At 74.3% G+C, this 24,021-nt stretch carries 23 protein-coding genes, 1 tRNA gene, 1 pseudogene and 1 riboswitch; of the genes and pseudogenes, 19 read left to right on the forward strand and 6 right to left on the reverse strand.

What is annotated here, in order from left to right:
* The first annotated feature begins 67 nt into the window (after positions 1–67).
* Positions 68–679 (forward strand): helix-turn-helix domain-containing protein, encoded by a 612-nt coding sequence (locus B446_RS30970; protein ID WP_020943390.1) that lies wholly within the window; start codon positions 68–70, stop codon positions 677–679.
* The gene (locus tag B446_RS30975; protein WP_020943391.1) at positions 676–798 is read left to right on the forward strand and encodes a DUF6126 family protein; all 123 of its coding nucleotides are present in this window, start codon (positions 676–678) and stop codon (positions 796–798) included. The genes B446_RS30970 and B446_RS30975 overlap by 4 nt, the downstream gene beginning before the upstream one ends.
* A 7-nt stretch (positions 799–805) precedes the next feature.
* Here the strand turns inward: B446_RS30975 and B446_RS30980 are convergent, their stop codons facing one another.
* Positions 806–1,603 (reverse strand): tyrosine-protein phosphatase, encoded by a 798-nt coding sequence (locus B446_RS30980; protein ID WP_020943392.1) that lies wholly within the window; start codon positions 1,601–1,603, stop codon positions 806–808.
* A 172-nt stretch (positions 1,604–1,775) separates the two neighbouring features.
* On the opposite strand from B446_RS30980, the gene B446_RS30985 reads away from it, so the two are divergent.
* The 3 genes from B446_RS30985 to B446_RS30995 all read left to right on the forward strand — a co-directional run bounded on the left by B446_RS30985 (position 1,776) and on the right by B446_RS30995 (position 6,294).
* Entirely contained in the window at positions 1,776–3,872 is a 2,097-nt protein-coding gene (locus B446_RS30985; RefSeq protein WP_020943393.1) for an alpha-galactosidase, read from the forward strand.
* A 307-nt stretch (positions 3,873–4,179) separates the two neighbouring features.
* A riboswitch (cyclic di-AMP (ydaO/yuaA leader) is annotated at positions 4,180–4,337 on the forward strand.
* 4 nt (positions 4,338–4,341) lie between these two features.
* Positions 4,342–5,274: a M23 family metallopeptidase gene (locus tag B446_RS30990; protein WP_020943394.1), complete on the forward strand. Its 933-nt coding sequence runs from the start codon at positions 4,342–4,344 to the stop codon at positions 5,272–5,274.
* A 234-nt stretch (positions 5,275–5,508) separates the two neighbouring features.
* Entirely contained in the window at positions 5,509–6,294 is a 786-nt protein-coding gene (locus B446_RS30995; protein ID WP_020943395.1) for an SGNH/GDSL hydrolase family protein, read from the forward strand.
* Between the two features lie 495 nt (positions 6,295–6,789).
* Here the strand turns inward: B446_RS30995 and B446_RS31000 are convergent, their stop codons facing one another.
* Together B446_RS31000 and B446_RS31005 are read right to left on the reverse strand one after the other, a co-directional pair.
* Positions 6,790–7,410, reverse strand: a complete 621-nt coding sequence (locus B446_RS31000) for a TetR family transcriptional regulator C-terminal domain-containing protein (RefSeq protein WP_106960634.1) — start codon at positions 7,408–7,410, stop codon at positions 6,790–6,792.
* 110 nt (positions 7,411–7,520) lie between these two features.
* Positions 7,521–8,699 (reverse strand): Glu/Leu/Phe/Val dehydrogenase dimerization domain-containing protein, encoded by a 1,179-nt coding sequence (locus B446_RS31005; protein ID WP_020943397.1) that lies wholly within the window; start codon positions 8,697–8,699, stop codon positions 7,521–7,523.
* A gap of 191 nt (positions 8,700–8,890) precedes the next feature.
* Between B446_RS31005 and B446_RS31010 the strand changes: the two genes are divergently transcribed.
* The 14 genes and pseudogenes from B446_RS31010 (at position 8,891) to B446_RS31075 (ending at position 20,481) form a co-directional block, all read left to right on the forward strand.
* Entirely contained in the window at positions 8,891–10,138 is a 1,248-nt protein-coding gene (locus B446_RS31010) for an MBL fold metallo-hydrolase (RefSeq protein ID WP_020943398.1), read from the forward strand.
* Between the two features lie 380 nt (positions 10,139–10,518).
* The gene (locus tag B446_RS37545; RefSeq protein ID WP_234967587.1) at positions 10,519–12,894 is read left to right on the forward strand and encodes a sensor histidine kinase; all 2,376 of its coding nucleotides are present in this window, start codon (positions 10,519–10,521) and stop codon (positions 12,892–12,894) included.
* Between the two features lie 77 nt (positions 12,895–12,971).
* Positions 12,972–13,415, forward strand: a complete 444-nt coding sequence (locus B446_RS31020; RefSeq protein WP_020943401.1) for a roadblock/LC7 domain-containing protein — start codon at positions 12,972–12,974, stop codon at positions 13,413–13,415.
* 2 nt (positions 13,416–13,417) lie between these two features.
* Positions 13,418–13,789, forward strand: coding sequence for a DUF742 domain-containing protein (locus tag B446_RS31025; protein WP_020943402.1), 372 nt, complete (start codon positions 13,418–13,420; stop codon positions 13,787–13,789).
* On the forward strand, positions 13,767–14,366 hold the full coding sequence (locus B446_RS31030; RefSeq protein ID WP_020943403.1) for a GTP-binding protein: 600 nt from the start codon (positions 13,767–13,769) through the stop codon (positions 14,364–14,366). Before B446_RS31025 ends, B446_RS31030 begins: the two co-directional genes overlap by 23 nt.
* Before the next feature lie 63 nt (positions 14,367–14,429).
* Positions 14,430–15,005: a GAF domain-containing protein gene (locus B446_RS31035; RefSeq protein ID WP_020943404.1), complete on the forward strand. Its 576-nt coding sequence runs from the start codon at positions 14,430–14,432 to the stop codon at positions 15,003–15,005.
* 182 nt (positions 15,006–15,187) lie between these two features.
* Positions 15,188–16,216: an L-threonine 3-dehydrogenase gene (gene tdh, locus B446_RS31040; RefSeq protein ID WP_020943405.1), complete on the forward strand. Its 1,029-nt coding sequence runs from the start codon at positions 15,188–15,190 to the stop codon at positions 16,214–16,216.
* A gap of 74 nt (positions 16,217–16,290) precedes the next feature.
* Positions 16,291–17,490 carry a glycine C-acetyltransferase gene (locus B446_RS31045; protein WP_020943406.1) on the forward strand — a complete coding sequence of 400 codons (1,200 nt, stop codon included), beginning with the start codon at positions 16,291–16,293 and terminating at the stop codon, positions 17,488–17,490.
* A gap of 30 nt (positions 17,491–17,520) precedes the next feature.
* Positions 17,521–18,423 carry a LysR family transcriptional regulator gene (locus B446_RS31050; RefSeq protein WP_020943407.1) on the forward strand — a complete coding sequence of 301 codons (903 nt, stop codon included), beginning with the start codon at positions 17,521–17,523 and terminating at the stop codon, positions 18,421–18,423.
* Positions 18,424–18,469: 46 nt separating this feature from the next.
* Entirely contained in the window at positions 18,470–19,042 is a 573-nt protein-coding gene (locus B446_RS31055) for a helix-turn-helix domain-containing protein (protein ID WP_020943408.1), read from the forward strand.
* Complete coding sequence (locus B446_RS31060) at positions 19,039–19,569, forward strand: GNAT family N-acetyltransferase (protein WP_106960635.1); 531 nt, start codon at positions 19,039–19,041, stop codon at positions 19,567–19,569. Before B446_RS31055 ends, B446_RS31060 begins: the two co-directional genes overlap by 4 nt.
* A gap of 30 nt (positions 19,570–19,599) precedes the next feature.
* Positions 19,600–19,959 carry an MmcQ/YjbR family DNA-binding protein gene (locus B446_RS31065; RefSeq protein ID WP_020943410.1) on the forward strand — a complete coding sequence of 120 codons (360 nt, stop codon included), beginning with the start codon at positions 19,600–19,602 and terminating at the stop codon, positions 19,957–19,959.
* A gap of 74 nt (positions 19,960–20,033) precedes the next feature.
* Positions 20,034–20,303: pseudogene (locus B446_RS31070) on the forward strand (MFS transporter); the annotation flags it as partial.
* A gap of 101 nt (positions 20,304–20,404) precedes the next feature.
* Positions 20,405–20,481 (forward strand) — tRNA-Pro (locus tag B446_RS31075).
* A 29-nt stretch (positions 20,482–20,510) separates the two neighbouring features.
* Here the strand turns inward: B446_RS31075 and B446_RS31080 are convergent.
* From B446_RS31080 to B446_RS31090, 3 genes are all read right to left on the reverse strand, one after another.
* Complete coding sequence (locus B446_RS31080) at positions 20,511–21,590, reverse strand: MASE1 domain-containing protein (protein WP_020943412.1); 1,080 nt, start codon at positions 21,588–21,590, stop codon at positions 20,511–20,513.
* 134 nt (positions 21,591–21,724) lie between these two features.
* Positions 21,725–23,071 (reverse strand): GAF domain-containing SpoIIE family protein phosphatase, encoded by a 1,347-nt coding sequence (locus B446_RS31085; protein ID WP_078614846.1) that lies wholly within the window; start codon positions 23,069–23,071, stop codon positions 21,725–21,727.
* A 145-nt stretch (positions 23,072–23,216) separates the two neighbouring features.
* Positions 23,217–24,011 carry a membrane protein gene (locus B446_RS31090; RefSeq protein ID WP_043476783.1) on the reverse strand — a complete coding sequence of 265 codons (795 nt, stop codon included), beginning with the start codon at positions 24,009–24,011 and terminating at the stop codon, positions 23,217–23,219.
* Between the last annotated feature and the right edge of the window lie 10 nt (positions 24,012–24,021).

The raw sequence follows: 24,021 nt of genomic DNA on the forward strand, positions 1-24,021 counted from the left end.
ACCTGAAGACTCTTGCCTCTGAGGCAAAAAATTTGCCGCAGAGGCAAGAGTCGGGCCCAATGGAGACATGAACGCTCCCGAGCCGGGGCCCGGGGACGGGCTGCCCGCCGTCGCCCCACAGCTCCGCGCCCTGCGCAGACGCGCCGGCCTCACGCTGGAGGCCGCCGCCCGGTCGGCCGGGCTCTCGCCCGCCCATCTGTCCCGCCTGGAGACGGGCCAGCGCCAGCCCTCGCTGCCGATGCTGCTCGCGCTCGCCCGCATCTACGGTACGACGGTGTCGGACCTGCTCGGCGAGACGGTCGCCGAACGCGACTCGATCGTACGCGCCCCCGACATGGAACCGACCCACGCGGGCGGCTGGACCTACTTCCAGGCCGGGTCCTCCGGGCGCGGCATGCAGGCGCTGCGCGTCCGGGTGCCCTACGGCACCCAGGGCGACATCGTGCGCGTCCACCCCGGCGAGGAGTGGCTCTACGTCCTCAAGGGACGGCTCAGGCTGCGGCTGGGCGACACCGCGCACCTGCTCGCGCCGGGTGACAGCGCGCACTTCGACTCGCTCACCCCGCACCGGCTCGCCGCCGAGGACCACGACGGCGTCGAGCTGCTGTTCGTCCACACCCTGCTGCAGAGCCCCACGGCCACGCTGTGCCTGGGCCACCCGACTGGAGAGCTGCCATGAGCGACTTCGAGGAGAAGTTCCCCCGCTCGCTGTGGGTCCGGCTGATCATCTACATCGCCGTCGGCCATCTCTTCGCCGCGTTCCTCTACCTGCTGTTCGCGCTCGGCGCCAAGAGCTGAGCCGACCTCAGTCCACGAGGCGCTCGCGCAGTCGCTCCCGGGCCGCGGGGGTGAGCCGCAGCCCCTGCTCGAAGTAGGTGTCGAGGTCGCCCCAGGTCTCCTCGATGGCCGCGAAGGCCGCCGACAGGTACTCGGCGCGCGCGTCGAAGAGGGGGCTGAGCAGCTCCATCACCTCGGGCGTGTACGCGGTGTCCGGGTTGCCGGCGCGGCGCACCTTGTAGCGGCGGTGCTTGGCGTTGGACTCCAGGTAGTCCGCGACCACCGCCTCGCGCTCCACACCGACGGCGAGGAGCGTGACGGCTATGGAGATGCCCGCGCGGTCCTTGCCGGCCGCGCAGTGCATGAGCGCCGGCACGCTGTCCTCGGCCAGCGCCTGCAGCACCCGGGAGTGCTCGGCGGTGCGCTGGGTGACGATCGCCCGGTACGAGGCGACCATCCGGGCCGCCCCCTTGCCGTCCGCGAGGATCGAGCGGAGCTGGTCGAGGTCGCCGGCCCGGACCATCTTCCAGAACTCGGCGCCGTCCGCCGGGTCGCTCAGCGGCAGGTTCACGTTCCGCACGCCGGGCAGCTCGACGTCCGGGCCCTCCAGCTTCTGGTCGGCGGCGTTGCGGAAGTCGAAGATCGTGTGCAGGCCCAGGGAGCCGAGGAAGGCCGCGTCCTCGGCGGTGGCGTGCGCGAGGTGGCCGCTGCGGAACAGCACGCCGTGCCGCACCCGCCGCCCGTCCACGGTCGGCAGCCCGCCCACGTCACGGAAGTTGCGTACGGCGGCCAGCTCCGGCTCGGTCGACGGCACCTGCTGCGTCACGGGGGCTCCTCACGCCTCGCTCCCGCCGGCGCGGCTCGGCGACGGGCACTGCGTCGACGATACGACATCGATTTCCTCGGGCAATGAGTTGTCCACAGGCGTTGCCAGCGAGGGCCGGTCGGCCTAATGATGTTCGCACCTGAGCGGTTCTGTTGGCACCTGTGAGGTCTCGATGGTGGACATCGGCGAAAACGGTCGTACGTGGCTCCTCTCGGGGCCCACCAGCAGCTATGCCCTGCACCTCACCGAGGCGGACGAGCTGCTGCACCTGCACTGGGGGCCACGGATCGCGCTCGCGGACGCCGAGGCGCTGGCGGAGCGCCCGCTGCCGGACTACCGGCCCTTCGAGTCCCCGCTCGACGGCCGCGAGGAGTACCCCGTCGAGGGCGGCCCCCGCTTCGTCCGCCCCGCCCTGTCCGTGCGCACCGGGGAACGGCGGGGCACCGAATGGCGCTTCGTGTCCTGCGAGACCGGGGACGGCACCGGCACCGGCGGGGGCGCCGACGAGCTGCGGCTGTGCTTCGACGACGACGGCGTGGCGATCACCCTGCACCACCGGATGCGCGGGGACGTGGTGGAGCGCTGGGTGACCGTGGCCAACGGCGGGGACGCGCGCGTGGAGCTGCTGCGGGCCGACGCCGCCACCTGGACCCTGCCGGAGCGCGAGGGCTGGCGGCTCTCCCAGCTGCACGGCCGCTGGGCCGCCGAGTCCCTGCTCACGACCGCCCCCCTCACCTTCGGCGAGAAGGTCATCGGCAGCCGCCGCGGCCACACCGGCCACCAGCACCTGCCCTGGGTCGCGCTGGACACCGACGCGACCGAGGAGCGCGGCGAGGTCTACGGCTGCGCGCTCGGCTGGTCCGGCTCCTGGCGGATCGCCGTCGCGCAACTCCCCGACGCGCGCGTGCAGATCACCGGCGGCGCCGGCTGGGACGACTCGGGGCTGCTGCTCCTGGAGCCCGGGGAGTCCTACACCACACCCGTCTTCGCGGGCCTGTGGAGCGACGGCGGCTTCGGCGGGGCCAGCCGCACCTGGCACGCCTACCAGCGCGACCATGTGATCCCGGACGCGGAGCGGGACCGGCCGGTGCTGTTCAACTCCTGGGAGGCGACCGGCTTCGGCATCTCCGAGGACCAGCAGACCGCCCTCGCCCGGCACGCCGCCGACATCGGCGTCGAGCTGTTCGTCGTGGACGACGGCTGGTTCGGCGCCCGCACCGGCGACCGGGCCGGACTCGGCGACTGGACGCCCAACCCCGACCGCTTCCCGCAGGGTCTCAAGCCCCTGGCGGACCGGGTGCACGGCCTCGGCATGCAGTTCGGCATCTGGGTCGAGCCCGAGATGGTCAACGCCGACAGCGACCTCTACCGGGCCCACCCCGACTGGGTGCAGTACCAGGCGGGGCGCAGGCGGACGGAGCTGCGCAACCAGCTCGTCCTCAACCTCGCCCGCGAGGACGTCCGGGAGTACCTGTGGGGACAAATGGACGACCTGCTGTCCAGCGCCCCGATCGACTACGTGAAGTGGGACTTCAACCGCTGCTTCACCGACGCCGGCTGGCCCGGGGAGCCGTACCCGCAGCGCCTGTGGATCGACCACGTCCGCGCCTTCTACGCGCTGCTGGACCGGTTGCGCGCCGCCCACCCCCGGGTCGCCTTCGAGTCCTGCTCGGGCGGCGGCGGCCGGATCGACCTCGGCGTGCTCAGCCGCACCGACCAGGTGTGGACCTCCGACAACACCGACCCGCTCGACCGGCTCGCCATCCAGCACGGCTTCAGCCAGATCCATCCCGCGCGGGTGATGGCGGCCTGGGTCACCGACAGCCCGAACACCCAGCTCAACGGCCGGGTCAGCTCGCTGCGGTTCCGCTTCGTCAGTGCGATGGCCGGGGTGCTCGGCGTCGGCGGCGACCTCACCGCATGGACGGGGGAGGAGCTGGCCGAGGCCCGCCGGTGGGTGGAGCTCTACAAGGAGATACGCCCGGTCGTCCAGCGGGGCGAGCAGTACCGGCTGCGGCCCCCGGCGGGCGGACAGAGCGCCGTCCAGTACGTCCTCGGGGACGAGTCCGTGGTCCTCGCCTGCCTCCAGGCGCAGCGGTTCGGTGAGCCGGTGCCGGCGCTGCGACTACGCGGACTCGACCCGCTGGCGTCGTACGAATGCCGCGAAACGGGCGAAGTGCACCGGGGTGCGGTCCTGTTGCACCACGGTCTGCGCACCGGGCTCAGGGGTGACCTGGACGCCACGGTCCTCCGGCTGCGCCGCGTCTAGTCGACCTGTCCGAATCGCGGTATTACGTCCAACTGGGTGCGGATTGACGGCGAGTGGGTGCCGGGCGCGTGAGGAGCGTCATAGCCGTGACCGACGGTGGCGCGTCATGTGCACGTAATTCCGGCGCCGACGAGGGGATTCGACCGGGTGAACCGTTCGGGGATTCACGGAGTGTGACCGTGTAATCCCGTATTGGATCATCCGAGGTGCTCTCGCCGGGAACCGGTTGCTTGTCCGGGTGAGTCTCGCTCGCTTACGTTCGCCACCAATCCGGACGGAACGCCGAATCCTGCCGCCGCCCGGAGTCCCCACACATGACCCGTGTTCGGCAGGAGCGGGGGACCCCTCAGGCACGACTGCCTGTCCCGGTCTCCGGGGCACAGGCTCGGGGTGCGGCCGCGACGCGCGGCCGGGCGGCTCCAGCCCGAACCCGACAGCTCACCTCGCAGGCGCCGGAGAGGAACGCGCCATGCCCGCGAAGGGTAAGCACCGACGCCCCAGGAACCGGCGTCTCAGCCGCGCCGTCGCCGCCGCCGGGACCGGCGGTGCCGCACTGGCCCTGCCGCTCGTCGGAGCCGCCGCAGCGCACGCCGGCACCCCGCAGACCGCTCCCGGCCAGCCGGCCCGGTCCCTCCCCGCCGTGCAGAACGCGGCCGTGAAGAAGGCCGCCGCGCAGTCGGGTCAGGGGGTGCGCAGCTACACGGTGAAGACCGGGGACTGCCTGGCCAGGATCGCCGACGAGCAGCAGGTCCGGGGCGGCTGGCAGCGGCTCTACCAGGACAACCGGCAGGCCGTCGGCGCCGATCCCGCGCTGATCCACCCGGGTCTGCGGCTGGCCCTCGGGGTGAAGGCGCAGCCGGTGCACACCGGATCCTCCGCCGCCTCACGGACGGCGCAGCGACCGCAGCCGGCGCCCTCCGCCCCGGCCGCCCAGCCGGCTCCGGCGGCGCCCGCCGTGCAGTCGGCCCCCGCCGCGCAGGCCGCCCCGGCCACCGGCTACACCCTCCCGGTCACCGGCGGCACCATCGGCACCGGCTACCACGTGCCCGGCAGCATGTGGTCCAGCGGCCACCACACCGGTGTCGACTTCGTCGTGCCGACCGGCACCCCCGTCAAGGCGGTCGCCGCCGGCACCGTGGTCTCCGCCGGATGGGGCGGCGCCTACGGCAACCAGGTCGTCCTCCGGCTCGGTGACGGGCACTACGCCCAGTACGGCCACCTCTCCCGGCTCTCCGTCTCGGCCGGCCAGAGCGTGACGGCGGGGCAGCAGGTCGGACTGTCGGGCGCCACCGGCAACGTGACCGGCCCGCACCTGCACTTCGAGATCCGCACCACCCCCGACTACGGGTCGGACGTCGACCCGGTCGGCTACCTCCGCTCGCACGGCGTCCCCGTCGGCTGAGGGCCACCCCCACGAACCATCTCCCTGACGCACCGAAGGCCGGCCCCCCGATCCCCGGGACCGGCCTTCGGTGTGTCCCGCCCGCGAGGCGCGCCGATGTATTCCCGAGTGCGGTCCGTCGGTGACGTGGCTTATCTCACCGTCCGTCAACCCCTCATTACGGTCGCGTAGGTCACATCCGAAGGTGAATCATGGTCCGACGTGGCAGACGATTCGAAGAATGACAGCAGATCAGTGATCGGGTCGTACGTGGCGCTGGGGGACAGCTTCACCGAGGGCGTCGGCGACCCCGGCCCCGACGGGGCGTTCGTCGGCTGGGCGGACCGGTTCGCGGTCCTGCTCGCCGACCGGCGGCCCGAGGGCGACTTCGCGTACACGAACCTGGCCGTGCGCGGGAAGCTCCTCGACCAGATCGTGGCCGACCAGCTCCCGAAGGCCGTCGAACTGGCCCCGGACCTCGTCTCCTTCTGTGCGGGGGGCAACGACATCATCCGTCCCGGCACCGACCCGGACGAGGTGGCCGAGCGCTTCGAGCGCGCGCTGGCCCGGCTCGCGGCAGCCGCGGGCACGGTGATGGTGACGACCGGCTTCGACACCCGGGGCGTCCCCCTGCTCAAGCACCTGCGCGGCAAGATCGCGACCTACAACGGGCACGTGCGCGCCATCGCCGACCGGTACGGCTGTCCCGTGCTCGACCTGTGGTCCCTGAAGTCCGTGCAGGACCGCAGGGCCTGGGACGGCGACCGGCTGCACCTGTCGCCCGAGGGGCACACCCGGGTGGCGCTGCGCGCCGGACAGGCCCTCGGCCTGGAGATCCCGGCCGACCCCGAGCAGGCCTGGCCGCCGCTCCCGCCGCGGGGCACCCTGGAGGTCCGCCGCGACGACGTCCACTGGGCCCGTGAGTACCTCGTCCCGTGGATCGGCCGCCGGCTGCGCGGCGAGTCCTCCGGCGACCACGTGACGGCGAAGGGCGCCCTGTCGCCGGACGACATCAAGATGCGCATCGCCTCGGTGGCCTGACCACCGCGCGGTGAGCGGCCCGAGCCGCCGGAAGACGGCCGCGCCGCCGTCGCCCCGCACCGCGCACCCCGCGATGCGGGGCCCCGCCGGGCCGCACCGGCGGCGGGACGGCCGAGGGGCCCCGGCGACTCAGCGGCCGCGCGCGGTCAACGCCTGTCGTGGTGGGCCGAGTTCGGGTCGGTGCCTCGGCCGCTCAGCGCTGTCCCTGGGGTCGGGGCGCCGCGCCCGGGTAGGACGTGCGCTGCTCCGCGAGCGCGTCGGGGTGCGGCGCGGGGCATCGTCCGGCCGTTTCGGCCGTACCCCCTGGCGGGACGGCCGAGCGCCTCCGGCGCGCGCGGTCAACGCCTGTCGTGGTGGGCGGAGTTCGGGCCGGTGCTTCGGCCGCTCAGTGCTGGGCCCGGGCCGGGGTGCCGCGCCCGGGTGCGGCGTGAGCTGCAGCGTGGGTGTGTCGGGTGCGGTGCGGGCATCGTCCGGCCGTACCCGCGGCGGGACCGCTCAGCGGCCGCGCGCGGTCAATGCCTCGCGAGGCAGGCCGAGTTCGCGGGCCAGTGCGTCGTCCACCCAGCGCTGGGCCCGGGACCGGGGCACCGCGCCCGGGTACGACGTGAGCTGCACCGCGAGCCCGTCGAGCAGGGCGGTGAGCCGCAGGGCCGCGGCCTCCGGGTCGGCGCACGCGAACTCGCCCGCGGCCACGCCCTCCGCGAGGACCGCCGCGATCGCCGCCTTCCACCGCCGGTCCAGGTCCCGGGTGACCTCGCGCAGGGCCGGCTCGCGCAGCGCCACCGCCCAGCCCTCGATCCACAGCCGCCAGCCCTTGGCCTGCCCCGTGGGCGCGTACCAGCGCACCGCCGCCCGCAGCCGGCGCAGCGCCGAGGTGCGCCGCCCGAGCAGCGCCCGCAGCCGCGCCAGATCGCCCTCGGCGGCGTAGGCGAACGCGGCGGCGACCAGCTTCTCCTTCGTCGAGAAGTGGTACAGCACCAGCGCGTTGCTCACACCGAGCGCGGAGGCCACGTCGGCGATCCTGACCGCCGCCACACCCCGCTCCTCGATCTGCCCGACGGCGGCCCGCAGCATCTCCTCCCGCCGCTCCGCCACGCTCAACCGCACTCTCGCCACGCGGTCACCCTATTGCGTCGGACGGGCCCCGCCGAACGGACCGCCGCGGGGCCGGCGTACCCCGGCCACTCCAACGGACAGCCCGGCCGGACGCGGGCCGTACGCCGGCGTCAGCGGTAGCAGCCGAAGCGGTCCGCCAGCGCGGCGAGCCGGTCCTCGGCCAGGGCGTGGGCGGCGGCACGCGCAGTGGTGCGGCCGGTCTCCGCGCGGGCGAGCACCTGCCCGGTCAGGGCGCGCACCGAGCGGCGGACGCGGTCGAACGCCTCGTCCGCGTCCGCGCCGATGTCGCCGAAGAGGGTCCACCACCACCAGGCGTTCGTCGCGGAGTTGACCACCACGTCCGGCAGCACGGTCACCCCGCGCGCGGCCAGCGCCGCCTCCGCCTCGGGCCGTACCGGCATGTTGGCGGCCTCGGCGATCCAGCGGGCGGTGACGCGCCCCTGCTCGGCGGCGCCGACGGCGTACGACACCGCCGCGGGCACCAGCACCTCGGCGTCGGCGGACAGCCAGGCGTCGCCGGGCAGTTCACGGTCGCCGGGGCGCAGCGCGGCGCGGTCCACGGTGCCGTACGCGTCCCGCGCCGCCAGCAGCGCCTCCACGTCCAGGCCCTCCGGGTTGGCCATGGTTCCCCTCACGTCGGCCACGGCCACCACCGTCAGGCCCGCGCGGGAGAGGAAGCGGGCCGTGGCCCCGCCCATGGTGCCCAGGCCCTGCACGGACACCCGGGTGCCCCGGTACGGCACCGACGCCCGGTCCAGGGCGGTCAGCACCGACTCCGCCACCCCGCAGCCCCCGGCCAGCTCGTCCAGGCCGATGCCGTCCACCTCCACCGCGAAGGCGTCGGCGAGCCGTCCGCGGGCCGCCGCCTCGTCGTCCAGCAGCGGATAGACCGCCTGGACGGAGGAGACCAGACCCGCCTCGGCGGCCGCGCGGTCCACCAGGTCCTGGGTGAGCCCCAGGTCCTCGCCGGTGGTCCAGCAGCTCTCGATGTACGGCCGCATGGCGCGCAGGTAGCGCACGAGCAGGCCGTAGGCCCCCGGGTCGCGCGGGTCGCAGTCGATGCCGCCCTTGGCGCCGCCGAGCGGCACGTAGCGGGCGTCGGGGTCGTAGTGCAGGGCCTCCTTCATCGTCATGCCGCGGGCGAGTCCGGTGACCTCCTCCAGCGTGCAGCCGGGCCGCATGCGCAGCCCGCCGCTGGCCACGCCCCGCACCAGCCGGTCGACGACCAGGAACCCCTGGCGGCCGGTGACGTGGTCGGTCCAGACGAGCGACATCAGGGGGGCGGCCATGGGATCTCCCGGGGGATTGCTACTGAATCGCCGGTCAGTATCCGGAGCGGCCGGCCACGGTGTCAAAGCGCCCGGGCGGCCCCGTGCGCGGTGCGCGGGGGCCCGGCCGGCCCTCCGCCGGCACCCGGCGATCGAGGTCCGGCGAAGGGGCCGACCATAATGGAGGACTCAGCGATCCACGTGGAGGTACCGTGACCGGTTTGCGTTCCCAGAGCTTCGGGCTCAGCGTGCTGCGGCCCGCGGCCTTCGGCGCGGATCCGGGTGGCGAGCGCCTCGCGCGCATCCGCCGTTCCCCCCATTTCAAGGACGGCGTCTTCCAGAACCCCGGGGGTGTGGCCCGCACCCGCCCCTCCGGGTCCACCGTGGAACTCGCCAAGGTGTTCCTCGATAAGGACACCCGGCCGCTGCGCACGCCCCGCGGCACCGTGCCGGTGCATCCGACCACCTTCGCCGACCTCGCCGCGCCGCCCGCCACCGGGCTGCGGGTGACGTGGATGGGCCACTCCAGCGTGCTCGTGGAGATCGACGGGCGGCGGGTGCTGTTCGACCCCGTCTGGGGCGAGCGCTGCTCCCCGTTCCCGTTCGCCGGGCCCAAGCGGCTGCACCCGGTGCCGCTGCCGCTGGCCGCGCTCGGTCCGGTCGACGTCGTGGTGATCTCGCACGACCACTACGACCACCTGGACATGCCCAGCATCAAGGCGCTGGCCGGAACGGACACGGTGTTCGCGGTGCCGCTGGGCGTCGGCGCCCACCTGGAGCACTGGGGCGTGTCCCCGGACCGGCTGCGCGAACTCGACTGGCACGAGTCCACCCGGATCGGCGGACTCACCCTCACCGCCACCCCGGCCCGCCACTTCTGCGGCCGCGGCCTGCGCAACACCCAGCACACCCTCTGGGCGTCCTGGGTCGTCGCCGGCGAGGAGCACCGGGTCTACCACAGCGGTGACACCGGCTACTTCGACGGCTTCGCGGAGATCGGCGCGGCCCACGGCCCGTTCGACACCACCATGATCCAGATCGGCGCGTACAGCGAGTTCTGGCCCGACATCCACATGACGCCCGAGGAGGGCCTGCGCGCCCACCTCGACCTCCAGGGCGGCGCCCCGCACGGCGTGCTGCTGCCGATCCACTGGGGCACCTTCAACCTCGCCCCGCACGCCTGGGCCGAACCGGGGGAGTGGTCCAAGGAGGCCGCCGAGGAAGCCGGCCAGGCGGTGGCGCTGCCGCGCCCCGGCGAGCCCTTCGAGCCCGCCGGGAAGGTACCCGCGCAGGCGTGGTGGCGCTCCGCGTCGGCTCCGGTCCCGCACCTGTGGCGGCGCCCGGCCGCGACACCGGTCCCGCCGGTGGGCGCCCGGGTGGCCGTGGACGCGGCGGACGCGGCGGACGCGGTGGACGTCGACGCGGTGAGCGCTGACGCGGACCTGGCCGGAGAGCGCTGACGCGGATCTGGCCCGGCCCCGGGGTGACCGAAGGTGACGGTCCCCGGCCCGCGAGCGGCCCGGCGCCGGCCGCCCGGGCGGCCGGACCACGGGCCGGCCGGGCGGCCGATCGGCAAACCCAGGACACTCCGAGGGCCGGTGCGCACACCTGTGCGCACCGGCCCTCACTGCCGTCTTCTGACCGGTTCTGACCAGGTCAGATCATTTTCTTCCCGTACTCGGCGCGCCGCTTCGGCGCGGTTATCGGTCTGTCGTACGAGACCTCATACCAGAGCGGGACCCTGCACGGGGGACTTTGTCAACTGCCCACCGCACATGATGCGCGGGCGACTACTGTCAGTGTCCGGATGGCAGCCCGACGGACCAGTACGAGGACGCAGATGTCTCACCTCCGTGCACCGGCCGCCCGCGCAGACCGCCGTGAGGGCGGCAGGCACGGACGTCCGGTCGCCCGACCCGCTCCCGCACTGCCCGAGACGCACATACGGCCCCAGCTCATGCGGCTCGCCGTGCTCCCGCCGACGGCGGTGGCCCTCAGCGCGAGCGCGGCCGTCATCTTCGGCATCCGCTCCACCGGCGCGCACCCCGGACCCACCCTGTGGGCCGTGCTCGCCGGGGCGACCGCGGTGGCCGCCGCGGCCGTCCTGATCGCCGCCGTGGCCGCGGACCGCGCCGCCCGCCTCGTCAGCGACCGGGTCGGCGCCCTGCGCCGCAGCGCCGCCCGGGGCGAGGCCGACCTGCGCGCCCTCGTCGAGGCGCTGCGCCGCGGCGAGACCCCGCCGCGGCGCGGACCGCGCAAGGCGCCGCCCGAGGACGCCGACGACCTCGACCTGCTCGCCGCCGAGCTGGCCCGCGCGCACGACGGCGCCGTCACCGCCGTCGTGCAGGCCGCCCAGCTCTCCAGCCAGGCGGGCAGCGAGCAGAAGCTGGAGGTCTTCGTCAACCTCGCCCGGCGACTGCAGTCCCTGGTGCACCGGGAGATCTCCATCCTGGACGACCTGGAGAACGAGATCGAGGACCCGGACCTGCTCAAGGGCCTCTTCCACGTCGACCACCTGGCCACCCGCATCCGGCGGCACGCGGAGAACCTCGCCGTGCTCGGCGGCGCCGTCTCCCGCCGGCAGTGGAGCAACCCGGTCTCCATGACCGAGGTGCTGCGCTCGGCCATCGCCGAGGTCGAGCAGTACTCCCGGGTCAAGCTGGTGCCGCCCGTCGACGGCGAACTGCGCGGCCACGCCGTGGCCGACGTCATCCACCTGCTCGCGGAACTGGTCGAGAACGCCACGGTGTTCTCCGCCCCGCACACCCAGGTGCTGCTGCGCGCCGGCCTCGTCACCTCGGGGCTGGCCGTGGAGGTCGAGGACCGCGGCCTCGGCATGCCCGTCGGCGAACAGGCCCGGATGAACGCGCTGCTCGCCGACCCCGACCAGGTCAACGTCGCCAGCCTGCTCGCCGACGGCCGCATCGGCCTGTACGTCGTCTCCCAGCTCGCCCGCCGCCACGGCATCACCGTCCGGCTGCAGACCAACATCTACGGCGGGGTGCAGGCCGTCCTCGTCGTGCCGCAGGTCGTGCTGGGCTCGGCGCCGGGCGCGCCCGGCGCCGTACCGGGGCGGCAGCCGGGCGCGGCGGACACGGGCCCCCTTCCGGTGCCCCCGCCCCCGCCCGCCTCCGGCGGCACCGCGCTCCCGGCTCCGGCCGGCCCCGTGCTCCCCGCCCCGCGCGGCGCGGCGGCCGGAGCCCCGGGCACCACTCCAGGCGCCCGCGGTCCGGCCGGCCCCGAGGACGGCACACGGACCGCCGCACAGGCCGGGACCGGCCAGGCAGGGAGCGGCCGGCCCGGGACCGGACAGGGAGGCACCGGCCAGGCAGGGCCGGGACAGGTCGACAGCGGTCGGCCAGGGCCTGGACAGGCAGGGATCGGCCAGGCAGGGATCGGTCGGACGGGGACCGGCCAGGCAGGGCTTGGCCAGCCCGGCACCGGACAGCCCGGCACCGGACAGCCCGGCACCGGACAGCCCGGCACCGGACAGCCCGGCACCGGACAGCCCGGCACCGGACAGTCCGGGACCGGCCAGGCAGGGCCTGGCCAGCCCGGGACCGGTCAGTCCGCGCCCACCGGTCGGCGGCGGCACGCGCAGCGCGGTCCCGCGCGCGGCGCCGCGGCCGACGGCTCCCCGCGGACCGCCGCCGACGGGCACGCGCGCAGCGGCGGCGAGGACCGGGGCGTCCCGCCCCGGCTCCCCGTGCGCGGCGCCCACGAGCAGCGGTCCAACCCCGCGGAGGCCGTGCCGGGCATCGGCGCGGACGACCGGTCCGCGGTCGAGGCCCACGCGGGCATCCTGCCCACCCCGCGCACCGGCGCCGTGCGCGGCACCATGGACAAGCCCCGGCTGCCCCGCCGCCGGGCCCAGGAGCACATCGTGCCCCAACTGCGCGGCGGCCCGGCCCCCCGTCAGGAGGGCGACACCGTGCCGGGGCACGACCCCGGTCTGATGGCGGCCTTCCAGCGCGGCATCGGACTCGCGGAGGCACAGCAGGGCGGGGAACCGGCCATGGCCACGGTCCCGGCCGACGGGCGGCACCGGCACCCGGACCGGCGCGACCCGGCGACCCGCGACCCGGCGACCCGCGACCCGGACGCCGGCCTCCTGGAACCGGCACCCTCGCTCGGTACGACTCCGCCCCGCCCGCACGCCCACGCACCCGCGACCGAGGGCACCGGCCGCACCGACGGGAGCGCACCGGCCGGATGAACGCCCTCGAAAGCCCCGTACCCACCCCCACCCCCAGCGCTCCCACCGATCTTCGTAACCCAAGGAGTCGATCCACCATGGCGAGCGACGCGCCGACCGCACAGGCCTCCGACCTCGACTGGCTGCTGAGCGGCCTCGTGCAGCGCGTACCCCACACCGCCAGCGCGGTCCTGCTGTCCTGCGACGGACTGGTGAAGTCCGTGCACGGCCTCGACGCGGACAGCGCCGACCACATGGCGGCCCTGGCCTCCGGCCTGTACTCCCTCGGCCGCAGCGCGGGCATCCGGTTCGGCGACGGCGGCGACGTCCGCCAGGTCGTCGTGGAACTCGACTCGACGCTGCTGTTCGTCACCACCGCCGGGTCCGGCACCTGCCTCGCCGTGCTCGCGGGCCGCGAGGCCGACGCCGCCGTCCTCGGCTACGAGATGGCGATGCTCGTCAAGAGCGTGCGCCCCTACCTGGTGACCGCACCGCGCCGGCACGCCGACGAGACCGCGGCGATCACGGCGACGAGGCCTTGAGCGTGGCCGCAGCGGGCGACGGGCCCTGGCTCGACGACGCGGCCGGACGGCTGGTGCGGCCCTTCACGGTCAGCAACGGCCGCACCGAGCCCACCATCGCGCTCGACCTGATGTCGCAGGTGATGGCCACCGGAGTCACCCCGCTCGGCTATCTCGGACCCGAGCACGCCCAGGCACTCGACCTGTGCCGCGCGCCCGTCCCGGTGGCCGAGGTCGCCGCGCACCTGCGACTGCCCGCGGTGGTCACCAAGGTGCTGCTCTCGGACCTCGTCGACTGCGGGGCGCTGACCACCAAGCCCCCCGCCTTCCACCACAACCCCACTGACCGGTCCCTGCTGGAGGCAGTGCTCGATGGACTACGACGACAGCTGTGACCCGTTCCCGACCGCGCTGAAGATCCTGGTGGCGGGCGGGTTCGGGGTCGGCAAGACCACCTTCGTGGGAGCGGTCAGCGAGATCGCCCCGCTCAGCACCGAGGAGCTGCTCACCACGGTCAGCGCCGGCACCGACAACCTCGACGGCATCGAGAACAAGGTCGAGACGACCGTCGCCATGGACTTCGGCCGGATCACCCTCGACCCCGAGCACGTGCTGTACCTCTTCGGCACGCCCGGGCAGGAGCGGTTCTGGTTCATGTGGGACGAGTTGTCGGAAGGGGCGCTCGGCGCGGTCGTCCTCGCCGACACCCGGCGTCTGGACGAGTGCTTCGCGGCCGTGGACTTCTTCGAGGAGCGCGGCCTCGCCTTCGTCATCGCCGTCAACGAGTTCGACGGCTCCTACCGCTACGACCCGGAGGAGGTGCGCGCGGCCCTCGACCTCGACTCCGGGATCCCGGTCGTGCGCTGCGACGCCCGCATCTCCAGCTCCGGTGTGCAGACCCTGCTCACCCTCGTACGCCATCTGATCGCCCACGCCCCGGCGCCCGCGCCGAGCCACGGCGCCCACATGTGATCCCCCGCCACACCACGCACGGAGCCGCCATATGAGGTACGCCCACCGGGACGGAGCCCGGTCATGAGCTACGAGCCGCCCCGCCCGGTCCGCGGCCTGCTGCTCACCCCCGAGGACAAGGAGGCACCCGCCCGCGTCTCCCGGCTGCGCCGGCTCGGCCTCGGCAGCCGGCCCGAGCCCGGTCTCGACGCCTTCGCGGACCACCTCGCCCAGCTCACCGGGGCGCCGTACGCCATGGTCAACTTCATCGGGGCGGACCACCAGTTCTTCGCGGGCCTGCGCACCCCGCTGACCGCGCCCGTGCTCCGGGCGGACGGCACCAGGCCCGAGGTCGGCCGGGTCATGCCGCGCGACCACGGCTTCTGCCCGCACGTGGTGGTCCGCCGCAAGGCGCTGGTGCTGGAGGACGTGCGGGACTACCCCCGTTTCGCCGGCAACCCGGTCGTGGACGACTACGGCATCCGGTCGTATCTCGGCGCCCCGGTCTTCGACGGCTCCGGCATGGCGCTCGGCACCGTCTGCGCCTTCGACGTGGCGCCGCGCGCCTGGGGGCGCTCCGGGCTCGAGACCATCAAAGCGCTGGCCGCCGAGGTCGCCGTACGCATCCAGCGGTCCGCGGACGACGGCCTGCCCATCTGAGCGGCGGGGCACCGGAAGGCGGGCCGCGTGGGGCGTGAAGGAAAGCTGTGGCGGCGGTTAAGAAAAGATCGATGGACCCCGGCTCGCGCGTAGGGCAGATTGCACGGTGATTCCACCCCTCTGACCCGGTGCGGGCCCCTTCGGCACACGCGGCCGGGACCTCACCCACAGGAGCCGTAGCGTTGAAGGCGCTGGTCAAGGAGAAGGCGGAGCCCGGGCTCTGGCTGACGGACGTCCCGGAGCCCGCCATCGGTCCCGGTGATGTGCTGATCAAGGTCATGCGGACCGGTATCTGCGGTACCGATCTGCACATCCGGGCCTGGGACGGCTGGGCGCAGCAGGCCATCAGCACCCCGCTGGTGCTCGGCCACGAGTTCGTCGGGCAGGTCGTGGAGACCGGCCGGGACGTCACCGAGATCCGGGTGGGTGACCGGGTCAGCGGCGAGGGCCACCTGGTGTGCGGCAAGTGCCGCAACTGCCTGGCCGGCCGGCGCCACCTGTGCCGTGCCACCGTCGGCCTCGGCGTGGGCCGGGACGGCGCGTTCGCCGAGTACGTCGCGCTGCCCGCCTCCAACGTCTGGGTGCACCGCGTCGCCGTGGACCTCGACGTCGCCGCGATCTTCGACCCGTTCGGCAACGCCGTGCACACCGCGCTGTCGTTCCCGCTGGTCGGCGAGGACGTCCTGATCACCGGCGCCGGCCCGATCGGCCTGATGGCCGCCGCCGTCGCCCGGCACGCCGGCGCCCGCAACGTCGTCGTCACCGACGTCAGCGAGGAGCGCCTGGAGCTCGCCCGGAAGATCGGCGCGACCCTCGCCCTGAACGTCTCCCGGTCCTCGATCGCGGACGGGCAGCGGGAGCTGGGCCTGCGCGAGGGCTTCGACATCGGCCTGGAGATGTCCGGCCGCCCCGAGGCCATGCGGGACATGATCGCCAACATGACGCACGGCGGCCGGATCGCCATGCTCGGCCTGCCCGCCGAGGAGTTCCCGGTGGACTGGGCCCGGATCGTCACCTCGATGATCACCATCAAGGGCATCTACGGCCGCGAGATGTTCGAGACCTGGTACGCGATGTCGGTCCTGCTGGAGGGCGGTCTCGACCTGGCCCCGGTGATCACCGGCCGGTACGGCTACCGCGACTTCGAGGCGGCCTTCGCCGACGCGGCGAGCGGCACGGGCGGCAAGGTCATCCTGGACTGGACCGCGTAACCCCGCCCCTCGCGCACCCCTCCCGCGCCCCCGCCTCGCGCATCCCCTCCCGCAGCACCTTCAGGAGCCCTGTCATGTTCGACTCTGTCCGCGACGACCTGCGCGCCACCCTCGACGAGATCCGCGCCGCCGGCCTGCACAAGCCCGAGCGGGTCATCGGCAGCCCCCAGTCCGCGACCGTCGCCGTCACCGCCGGCGGCCGCCCGGGCGAGGTCCTCAACTTCTGCGCCAACAACTACCTCGGCCTCGCCGACCACCCCGCGGTGATCACCGCCGCCCACCAGGCCCTGGACCGGTGGGGCTACGGCATGGCGTCCGTGCGCTTCATCTGCGGCACCCAGGAGGTCCACAAGGAGCTGGAGGCACGCCTGTCCGCGTTCCTCGGCCAGGAGGACACGATCCTCTACTCCTCCTGCTTCGACGCCAACGGCGGTGTCTTCGAGACGCTGCTCGGCGAGGAGGACGCGGTCATCTCCGACGCCCTCAACCACGCCTCCATCATCGACGGCATCCGCCTGTCCAAGGCCCGCCGCTTCCGCTACGCCAACCGGGACCTCGCGGACCTGGAGGCGAAGCTGAAGGAGGCCACCGCGGGCGGCGCCCGGCGCAAGCTGGTGGTCACCGACGGCGTCTTCTCCATGGACGGTTACGTGGCCCCGCTGAGCGAGATCTGCGACCTCGCCGACCGCTACGACGCGATGGTCATGGTCGACGACTCGCACGCCGTCGGCTTCGTCGGCCCCTCCGGCCGCGGCACCCCCGAGCTGCACGGCGTCATGGACCGCGTGGACATCATCACCGGCACCCTCGGCAAGGCCCTCGGCGGCGCCTCCGGCGGCTACGTCGCGGCCCGCGCCGAGATCGTCGCCCTGCTGCGCCAGCGCTCCCGCCCCTACCTGTTCTCCAACACCCTCGCCCCGGTGATCGCCGCCGCCTCCCTCCAGGTCCTCGACCTGCTGGAGTCCGCCGACGACCTGCGGGTCCGGCTCGCCGAGAACACCGCCCTGTTCCGCCGCCGGATGACGGAGGAGGGCTTCGAGATCCTCCCCGGCGACCACCCCATCGCGCCCGTCATGATCGGTGACGCGGCCCGGGCGGCCCGCCTGGCCGAACTCCTGCTGGAGCGCGGGGTGTACGTGATCGGCTTCTCCTACCCGGTCGTCCCGCAGGGCCAGGCCCGCATCCGGGTCCAGCTCTCCGCCGCGCACTCCACCGAGGACGTCGACCGCGCGGTCGACGCGTTCGTCGCCGCGCGGGCCGAGCTGGAGGCCTGACCAGGGCGGACGCCCTGGAATAATGGAGGCATGATCGAGGCACGGCGGCTCCACATCCTCCGTGCGGTGGCGGACCACCGCACGGTCACCGCGGCGGCCGCCGCGCTCTACCTCACCCCCTCCGCCGTCTCCCAGCAGCTCACCGCCCTGGAGCAGGAGACGGGCCACCGCCTGGTCGAGCGCGGCGCCAGGGGCGTCCGGCTCACCCAGGCGGGGGAGATCCTGCTCAGCCACACCAACGCGGTCCTCGCCCAGCTGGAGCGGGCCGAGGCCGAACTGGCGGCCTACGGTTCTGGGGAGGCGGGCACCGTCACCGTCGCCGCCTTTGCGACCGGCATCGCCCAGGTGGTGGCGCCCGCCGTGGCCCGGCTCGCCTCCACCGCGCCCGGCATACGCATCCGGGTCCAGGACGCCGAGGGCGACGCCAGCCTGCCCATGGTGCTGGACCGGCAGGTGGAGGTCGCCGTCGCCGTCGAGTACCGGGGCGCGCCGGCCGCCGACGACCCCCGGCTCACCCATGTGCCGCTGTACGCCGAGCCGTTCGACGCGGTCGTGCCCGTCGGCCACCGGCTCGCCGACGCCTTCGAGATCCCCCTCGCCGACCTGGGCAAAGACCTCTGGATCAGCCCGTACCCCGGCAACCCCTGCCACGACGTGGTCGTCCTCGCCTGCGAGAACGCCGGGTTCCAGCCGCGCTTCGCGCACTCCTCCGACGACTTCCGCGCCGTGGTCGCGCTCGCCGCCGCGGACGCGGGCGTCGCCCTCGTGCCGCGCTCGGCGCTGCGCGGCATGGACCTGGCGGGCGTGGTCGTCCGCCCGGTCGACGGGGTGGCCCCGACCCGCCGGGTGTTCGCGGCGGTGCGCCGCGGCGCCGAGGGGCACCCGCTGATCCGCCCGGTGCTTCAGGCCCTGGGAGAGGCAGCGCAGGCGTGAGCCTTCGGTAACCTGCCCGTCTCATATCAGGGATAGCGTCCCGGACATGAGAAACGAGGGTCCCGATCCCGTCGACGCCCGCCTCGGCGCCCGGCTGGCCGAACTCCGGGCCGGCCGCGGCTGGTCGCTCGGTGAGCTGGCCGAGCGCAGCGGGGTGAGCCGGTCCACGTTGTCCCGCGCCGAACGCGCCGAGACCAGTGCCACCGCGGCCGTGCTCAACCGCCTCTGCCACGTCTACGGCCGCACCATGTCCCAGCTGCTCAGCGAGGTGGAGGCGGAACCCGCTCCGCTGGTACGGGCGGCCGACCAGCGGGTCTGGCAGGACCCCGGCGCCGGGTTCACCCGCCGGTCGGTGTCACCGCCGCACCCCGGCCTGCGCGGCGAACTGGTCGAGGGCCGGCTCGCCCCCGGCGCCGACCTCGCCTACGACCGCCCGCCCGTGCCCGGCATCGAGCAGCACCTCTGGGTCCTCGACGGGGCGCTGGAGGTGACCGTCGACGGCACCGGCCACCCGCTCGGCGCCGGCGACTGCCTGCGCATGCGGGTCTTCGGGCCGACGAGGTTCCGCTGCACCGGGCCGGCGGCGGCCCGCTACGCGCTGGCGGTGGTCCGGCCATGAGGGTGCGGCGCTGGGACGAGGAGCGGATCCGCCGGGGCGGCGACGGACTCGCCCTGCTGCTGGCCGACACCGTGGCTGGCGGCGCCTCGGTCGGCTTCCTCGCCCCGCTCACGCCCGCGGCGGCGGACGCCTGGTGGCGGGAGCGGGCCGACGCCGTCGCGGCCGGCCGGCTGCAGGTGTGGGTGGCCGAGGACGGCGCCGGCCGGCCGGCGGGCACCGTGGGCCTGGCCATGCCCGACAAGCCCAACAGCCGGCACCGGGCCGAACTCGTCAAGCTGATGGTGCACCGCCGGGCGCGCGGCGCCGGCCTCGGCCGGCTGCTCCTCGCCACCGCCGAACAGGCCGCCGCTGCCGCCGGGCTCACCCTCCTGCACCTGGACACCGAGACCGGCAGCCCCGCCGAGCGCCTCTACCGCTCGGCCGGCTGGACCCGCGCCGGCACCATCCCCGACTACGCGGCGAACCCGGCCGGCGAGCTGTGCCCGACGACCCTCTACTACAAGCGCCTGGCCCCGGCCGCGAGGTGACTGTCAGTGCCCCGGGTTAGCGTGCGGGGCATGCCGGACGCCGAAGACGTACGCCGAATCGCCCTGTCCCTGCCGGACACCACGGAGAAGACCGCCTGGAACATGCCCACGTTCCGGGTGGCCGGGAAGATGTTCGCCACGCTCCCGGAGGACGAGACGTCCCTCGCCGTGCGCTGCCCGAAGGAGGAGCGCGACGAACTGGTGCTGGCCGAGCCCGGCAAGTTCTGGATCGCCGGTCACGAGGCCCAGTTCGCCTGGGTCAGGGCCCGGCTCGCCGCCCTGGAGGACGAGGACGAGCTGCGTGACATCCTCGCCGACTCCTGGCGGCAGGCCGCGCCGTCCCGACTCCTGGACGACCACCCCGAGTTGGGCCTGCCCGGCGGCCGCTGAAAACCCCTCGGCCCCGGCCGCCGCCGCATGACATGATCCCGCGCGGCGGCACCGGCGGCCCGGGGGACCGGGCGATCTCGTTCTGGGGCGTCATGTGGGCGACCAGCGTGCAGACCCAGGTCCCGGCGGACGTCCTCAACCGCATCCACGCCTACGACGTGGCCGGCTCCCTGGCGATGATGCCGGTCGGCCGGGCCCTGGCGGGTCCGGCCGCCGCGGCCCTCGGGACCGACCGGGTGCTGCCGGCGGCCGCGGCGATCAGCCTGGTGGTGCCCGCTGTCATGCTCGCGGTCCCCGCCATTCGGGGGCTCGTGCGGGCCGACGCCGGGGCGCCGGCCTCCTGAGCGTTCCCGGGCTCCCGGGAAAGGGATGCGCGAGGACCGACCCGAGTGCGGTATTGTTTCCCTGCGCGTTTCGACCGGGGAAACCCCAGGTCAAACGGCACCGGGACGTGGCGCAGCTTGGTAGCGCACTTGACTGGGGGTCAAGGGGTCGCAGGTTCAAATCCTGTCGTCCCGACCAGCTCTCGCAGCCGGTCGGAGGCCGTCTTCTCAGGGATGAGGAGACGGCCTTTCGTCGCTTCCGCGGGCCTGGCCGTCACCGCTCGGGGGTGTGCGTTCCGGGTCCAGGGGCGCCGGGCTCGTACGGCGTCCCGTGACCTCGTCGTCGGGGAGCACGGTCAGCTGCTCGCTGGCGGCGATCCGGCTGACCATGTCGGCGAGCCGGCCGCACGCCTGGGCGATCTCCCGCTGCGTCTGGTCGCGCTCGCTGATGACGGCCGAGAGCAGCAGCGCGGTCAGCGCAGCCGACGCGTTGAACGCCTGCAGCGTGATCATGTTGGTGACCAGGTCGTGCCGGGCGAACGGGCCCTTGCTCCCGGTGGCGGCCATGATCGCGAAGGTCGACACGGCGAGCGCGCAGGGCGCGGCCCCGGCGAGCTGGAAGCGGAAGGCGGCCCAGATCAGCAGCGGGAAGCCCAGGAACACCAGGGGGGTGTTCGTGGTCTCCAGCAGCCCGACCCCGGTGGTGGCCGCCACCAGCAGGCCGGCCTCCAGCCACCGGGCCGCCGGCACGCCCTTCGGCAGGCGCGCCCTGCTCAGCACCAGCAGGACCGGGGTGACCACCAGGACGCCCATCGCGTCACCGGTCCACCACACCGACCACGTCGGCCAGAAGGCGCGGGTGTGCAGCACACCGGCGAGGACGAGGGTCCCGGTGCCCACCGTGGCGCTGACGAGCATGCCGGGGAACGCGCCGAGGAAGATCAGCGCGAGCGCGTCCCGCAGGCGGTCGAGACGGTTGTGGAACCCCGCCCGCCGCAGCAGCGCGTAGCTGCACAGGGGCGCGAGCGTGTTGCCCGCGGTGATCGCCAGTACGGCCCCGGTCGACGGGCCCAGCGTGATGTTGGCCAGGAACGCCCCGAGCGCGATGCCGGGCCACAGCCGCGGCCCCCGCAGCAGCAGGGCGGCCACCGCGATGCCGCTCGGCGGCCACAGCGGCGTGACCTGCCCGCGCACGAGCTGCTGGAGCAGCCCCGCCTCGGCCGAGCCGTAGTAGAGCGCCGCGAGGACGCCGCTCTCCAGGGCGGTCAGGGCGGCGCGCCGGTACCGTTCCTGCCGCGCGCCAGTCATCGGGCGACCTCCGTGTCGACATCGCCCCGACAACCATCATCCGCCGGAACCCCGCGATCCTCCACGCCACGACCGACCGGGGCACTGGGGGCCCGCCGCTCCGGGGCAGGCGGGCAGGGGCGTGCCGGGCGAGGTCACGTCGGGGGCGGTTCCGCCGGTGGGGTGCGGACGGCCAGGATGGCCATGTCGTCGTGGCCGTCGCTCGGGTGGTGGTCGGCCAGGGCACGGACCAGGTCCGGCAGGGGGAGCGAGGCACTGGCCGCCACCAGCTTCGCGAGGTCGGCCAGGCTCTCGTCGATGGGGTGGGCCGGGTGTTCGACCAGTCCGTCGGTGAAGAAGACCAGCGTGGCGGCCGGGGGCAGCAGGCGGGAGTGGTCGGGGCGCGGCTGCTCGGGGTCGACCCCGAGCGGCAGGCCCGGCTCCGCGAGCAGCAGCTCCACCTCGCCCTCGTCGGTGATCAGCAGCGGCGGTACGTGGCCCGCGGTGCTCCAGTGCAGGCGCCGGCCCGTGCCCTCCGGTTCGAAGCGGGCGAGGGTGGTGGTCGTGACGGGGGCGTCCGTGAGGGCGGCCAGGGTGCGGTCGAGCTGGGTGAGGACGGCGCCCGGCGAACTGGTCAGGTCGAACAGCAGGGCGCGCAGCATGTTGCGGGTGGCGGCCATGGAGGCGGCCGCCTCGAGGTCGTGGCCGACCACGTCACCGATGACCACCGCGACCACGTCGTGCGGGAGCGGGATGACGTCGTACCAGTCGCCGCCGAGCTGACTGGGTTCGGCGGCGGGCCGGTAGATGGCGGCGGCGGCGAAGGGCCTGAGATCGGGCACGACGGGCAGCAGGAGCCGCTGGAACTGCTCGGCCCCGACGCGCACCCGTTCGAACAGGCGGACGTTCTCGATGGCGATGGCGGCGGCCCCGGCCAGGGCGACGACCACGGTCTCGTCGTGCTGGTCGAAGGGCTGCCCGTCGCGCCGCTCGGCGAGGTAGAGGTCGCCGTAGATCTCGCCGCGCACGCTGATGGCGACGCCGAGCAGGGTGCGCAGGCACGGGTGCCCGGGCGGGAAGCCGGTGGAGGACGGATGGGCCGGGATGTCGTCCACCCGCAGCGGTTCGGGGTGGCGGATCAGATGGCCGAGGACGCCGAGGCCGCGGGGCAGTCCGGCCTCGGCCAGATCGTCGCGTTCGCGCTGCGACAGCCCGGCGGAGATGAACTGCTCCAGACGGTCGCCGGAGGCGTCGAGCACGCCCAGGGCGCCGTAGCGGGCGCCCACCAGCTCCATGGCGGTGGTCACGATCCGGTGCAGCACCGCGGGCAGCTCCACCTCGCGGCTGATGGCCACCACCGCGTCCAGCAGGCCCTGGAGGCGGTCCATGGAGGAGAGCAGGGAGCGCAACTGGTCGTCGATGCGGCCCAGTTCGGAACGCAGGCGCAGGTGCAGGCCGGGGAGCGAGGGCTCCACCGGTGGTCTGCCCCTGTCTCTCGCCATGGAGCCTCACCAGCCGTTCCGGTCGCCCGCCGTCGGAGCGCCCGCTGTCCGTCCCGACGGCTTCGATTCTCCCCCGCACACGACGTCCGGCGCGCGGCGTGCGGGGCGTGGCGTGCGGGGCGCGCGGCGTGCGGGCGGAACGGCGTCAGGCGGTCCGTACGTCCCGGCGGGTCACCGCGAGGTGGCCGACCAGGGCGAGGATGGCCACCGTCCAGGACAGCGTCACCGGGCCGAGGCCGAGTCCCAGGCCGCCCCGGTGCGGCGCCAGGGCCATCCAGTCGGCGATCGAGGCACCCAGCGGTCGGGTGATGACGTACGCCGTCCAGAACGCGGGCACCGCGCCCAGGACGCCCGCCCGGTGGGCGAGGGCCGGGACGCAGATCGCCGCGCCGAACAGGACGGCCGAGCCCAGGTAGCCGAGGCCGACGGTCGCGGTGAGGTCGCCGGCGGCGGTGCCGAGCGCGAACGTGGCGAGGACGGCGGCCCAGTAGAACACCTCGCGGCGGCGGGTGTTGATGGCGTGGATCGACAGGGTCCGCTCCGCGGCGTACCAGAGGGCGAACACGGCGGCCAGGGCGATCATGAACAGGGGCGTCGAGAGGGTGTACGGGATGCCCAGGCCGACGTGCAGGATGTCGGCGGCCATCGTGCCGAACACGCTGACCATGACGATCGCCGTCCAGTAGATCCACGCCACGTACCGGCGGACGGCGAACTGGAGCACGAGCGCGGCCACGAGGCCGAGTCCGCCGAGACCGACCGCGGGAACCGGACCGAGGAGGTGCGCCAGCCAGTCGGACGCGGTCTCGCCCATGCCGGTGGTGAGGACCTTGATGATCCAGAAGTACGCGGTGACCTCGGGCACCTTGTTCGCGGTCGTCCGGACGCGGTCACGGGCATGGCCGCCGGGCCGGCGGTCGAGGACGTGCTCTGTGCTCATGAGCGGCACC

Origin of the sequence: Streptomyces collinus Tu 365 (assembly GCF_000444875.1) — a bacterium.
GTDB lineage: Bacteria > Actinomycetota > Actinomycetes > Streptomycetales > Streptomycetaceae > Streptomyces > Streptomyces collinus_A.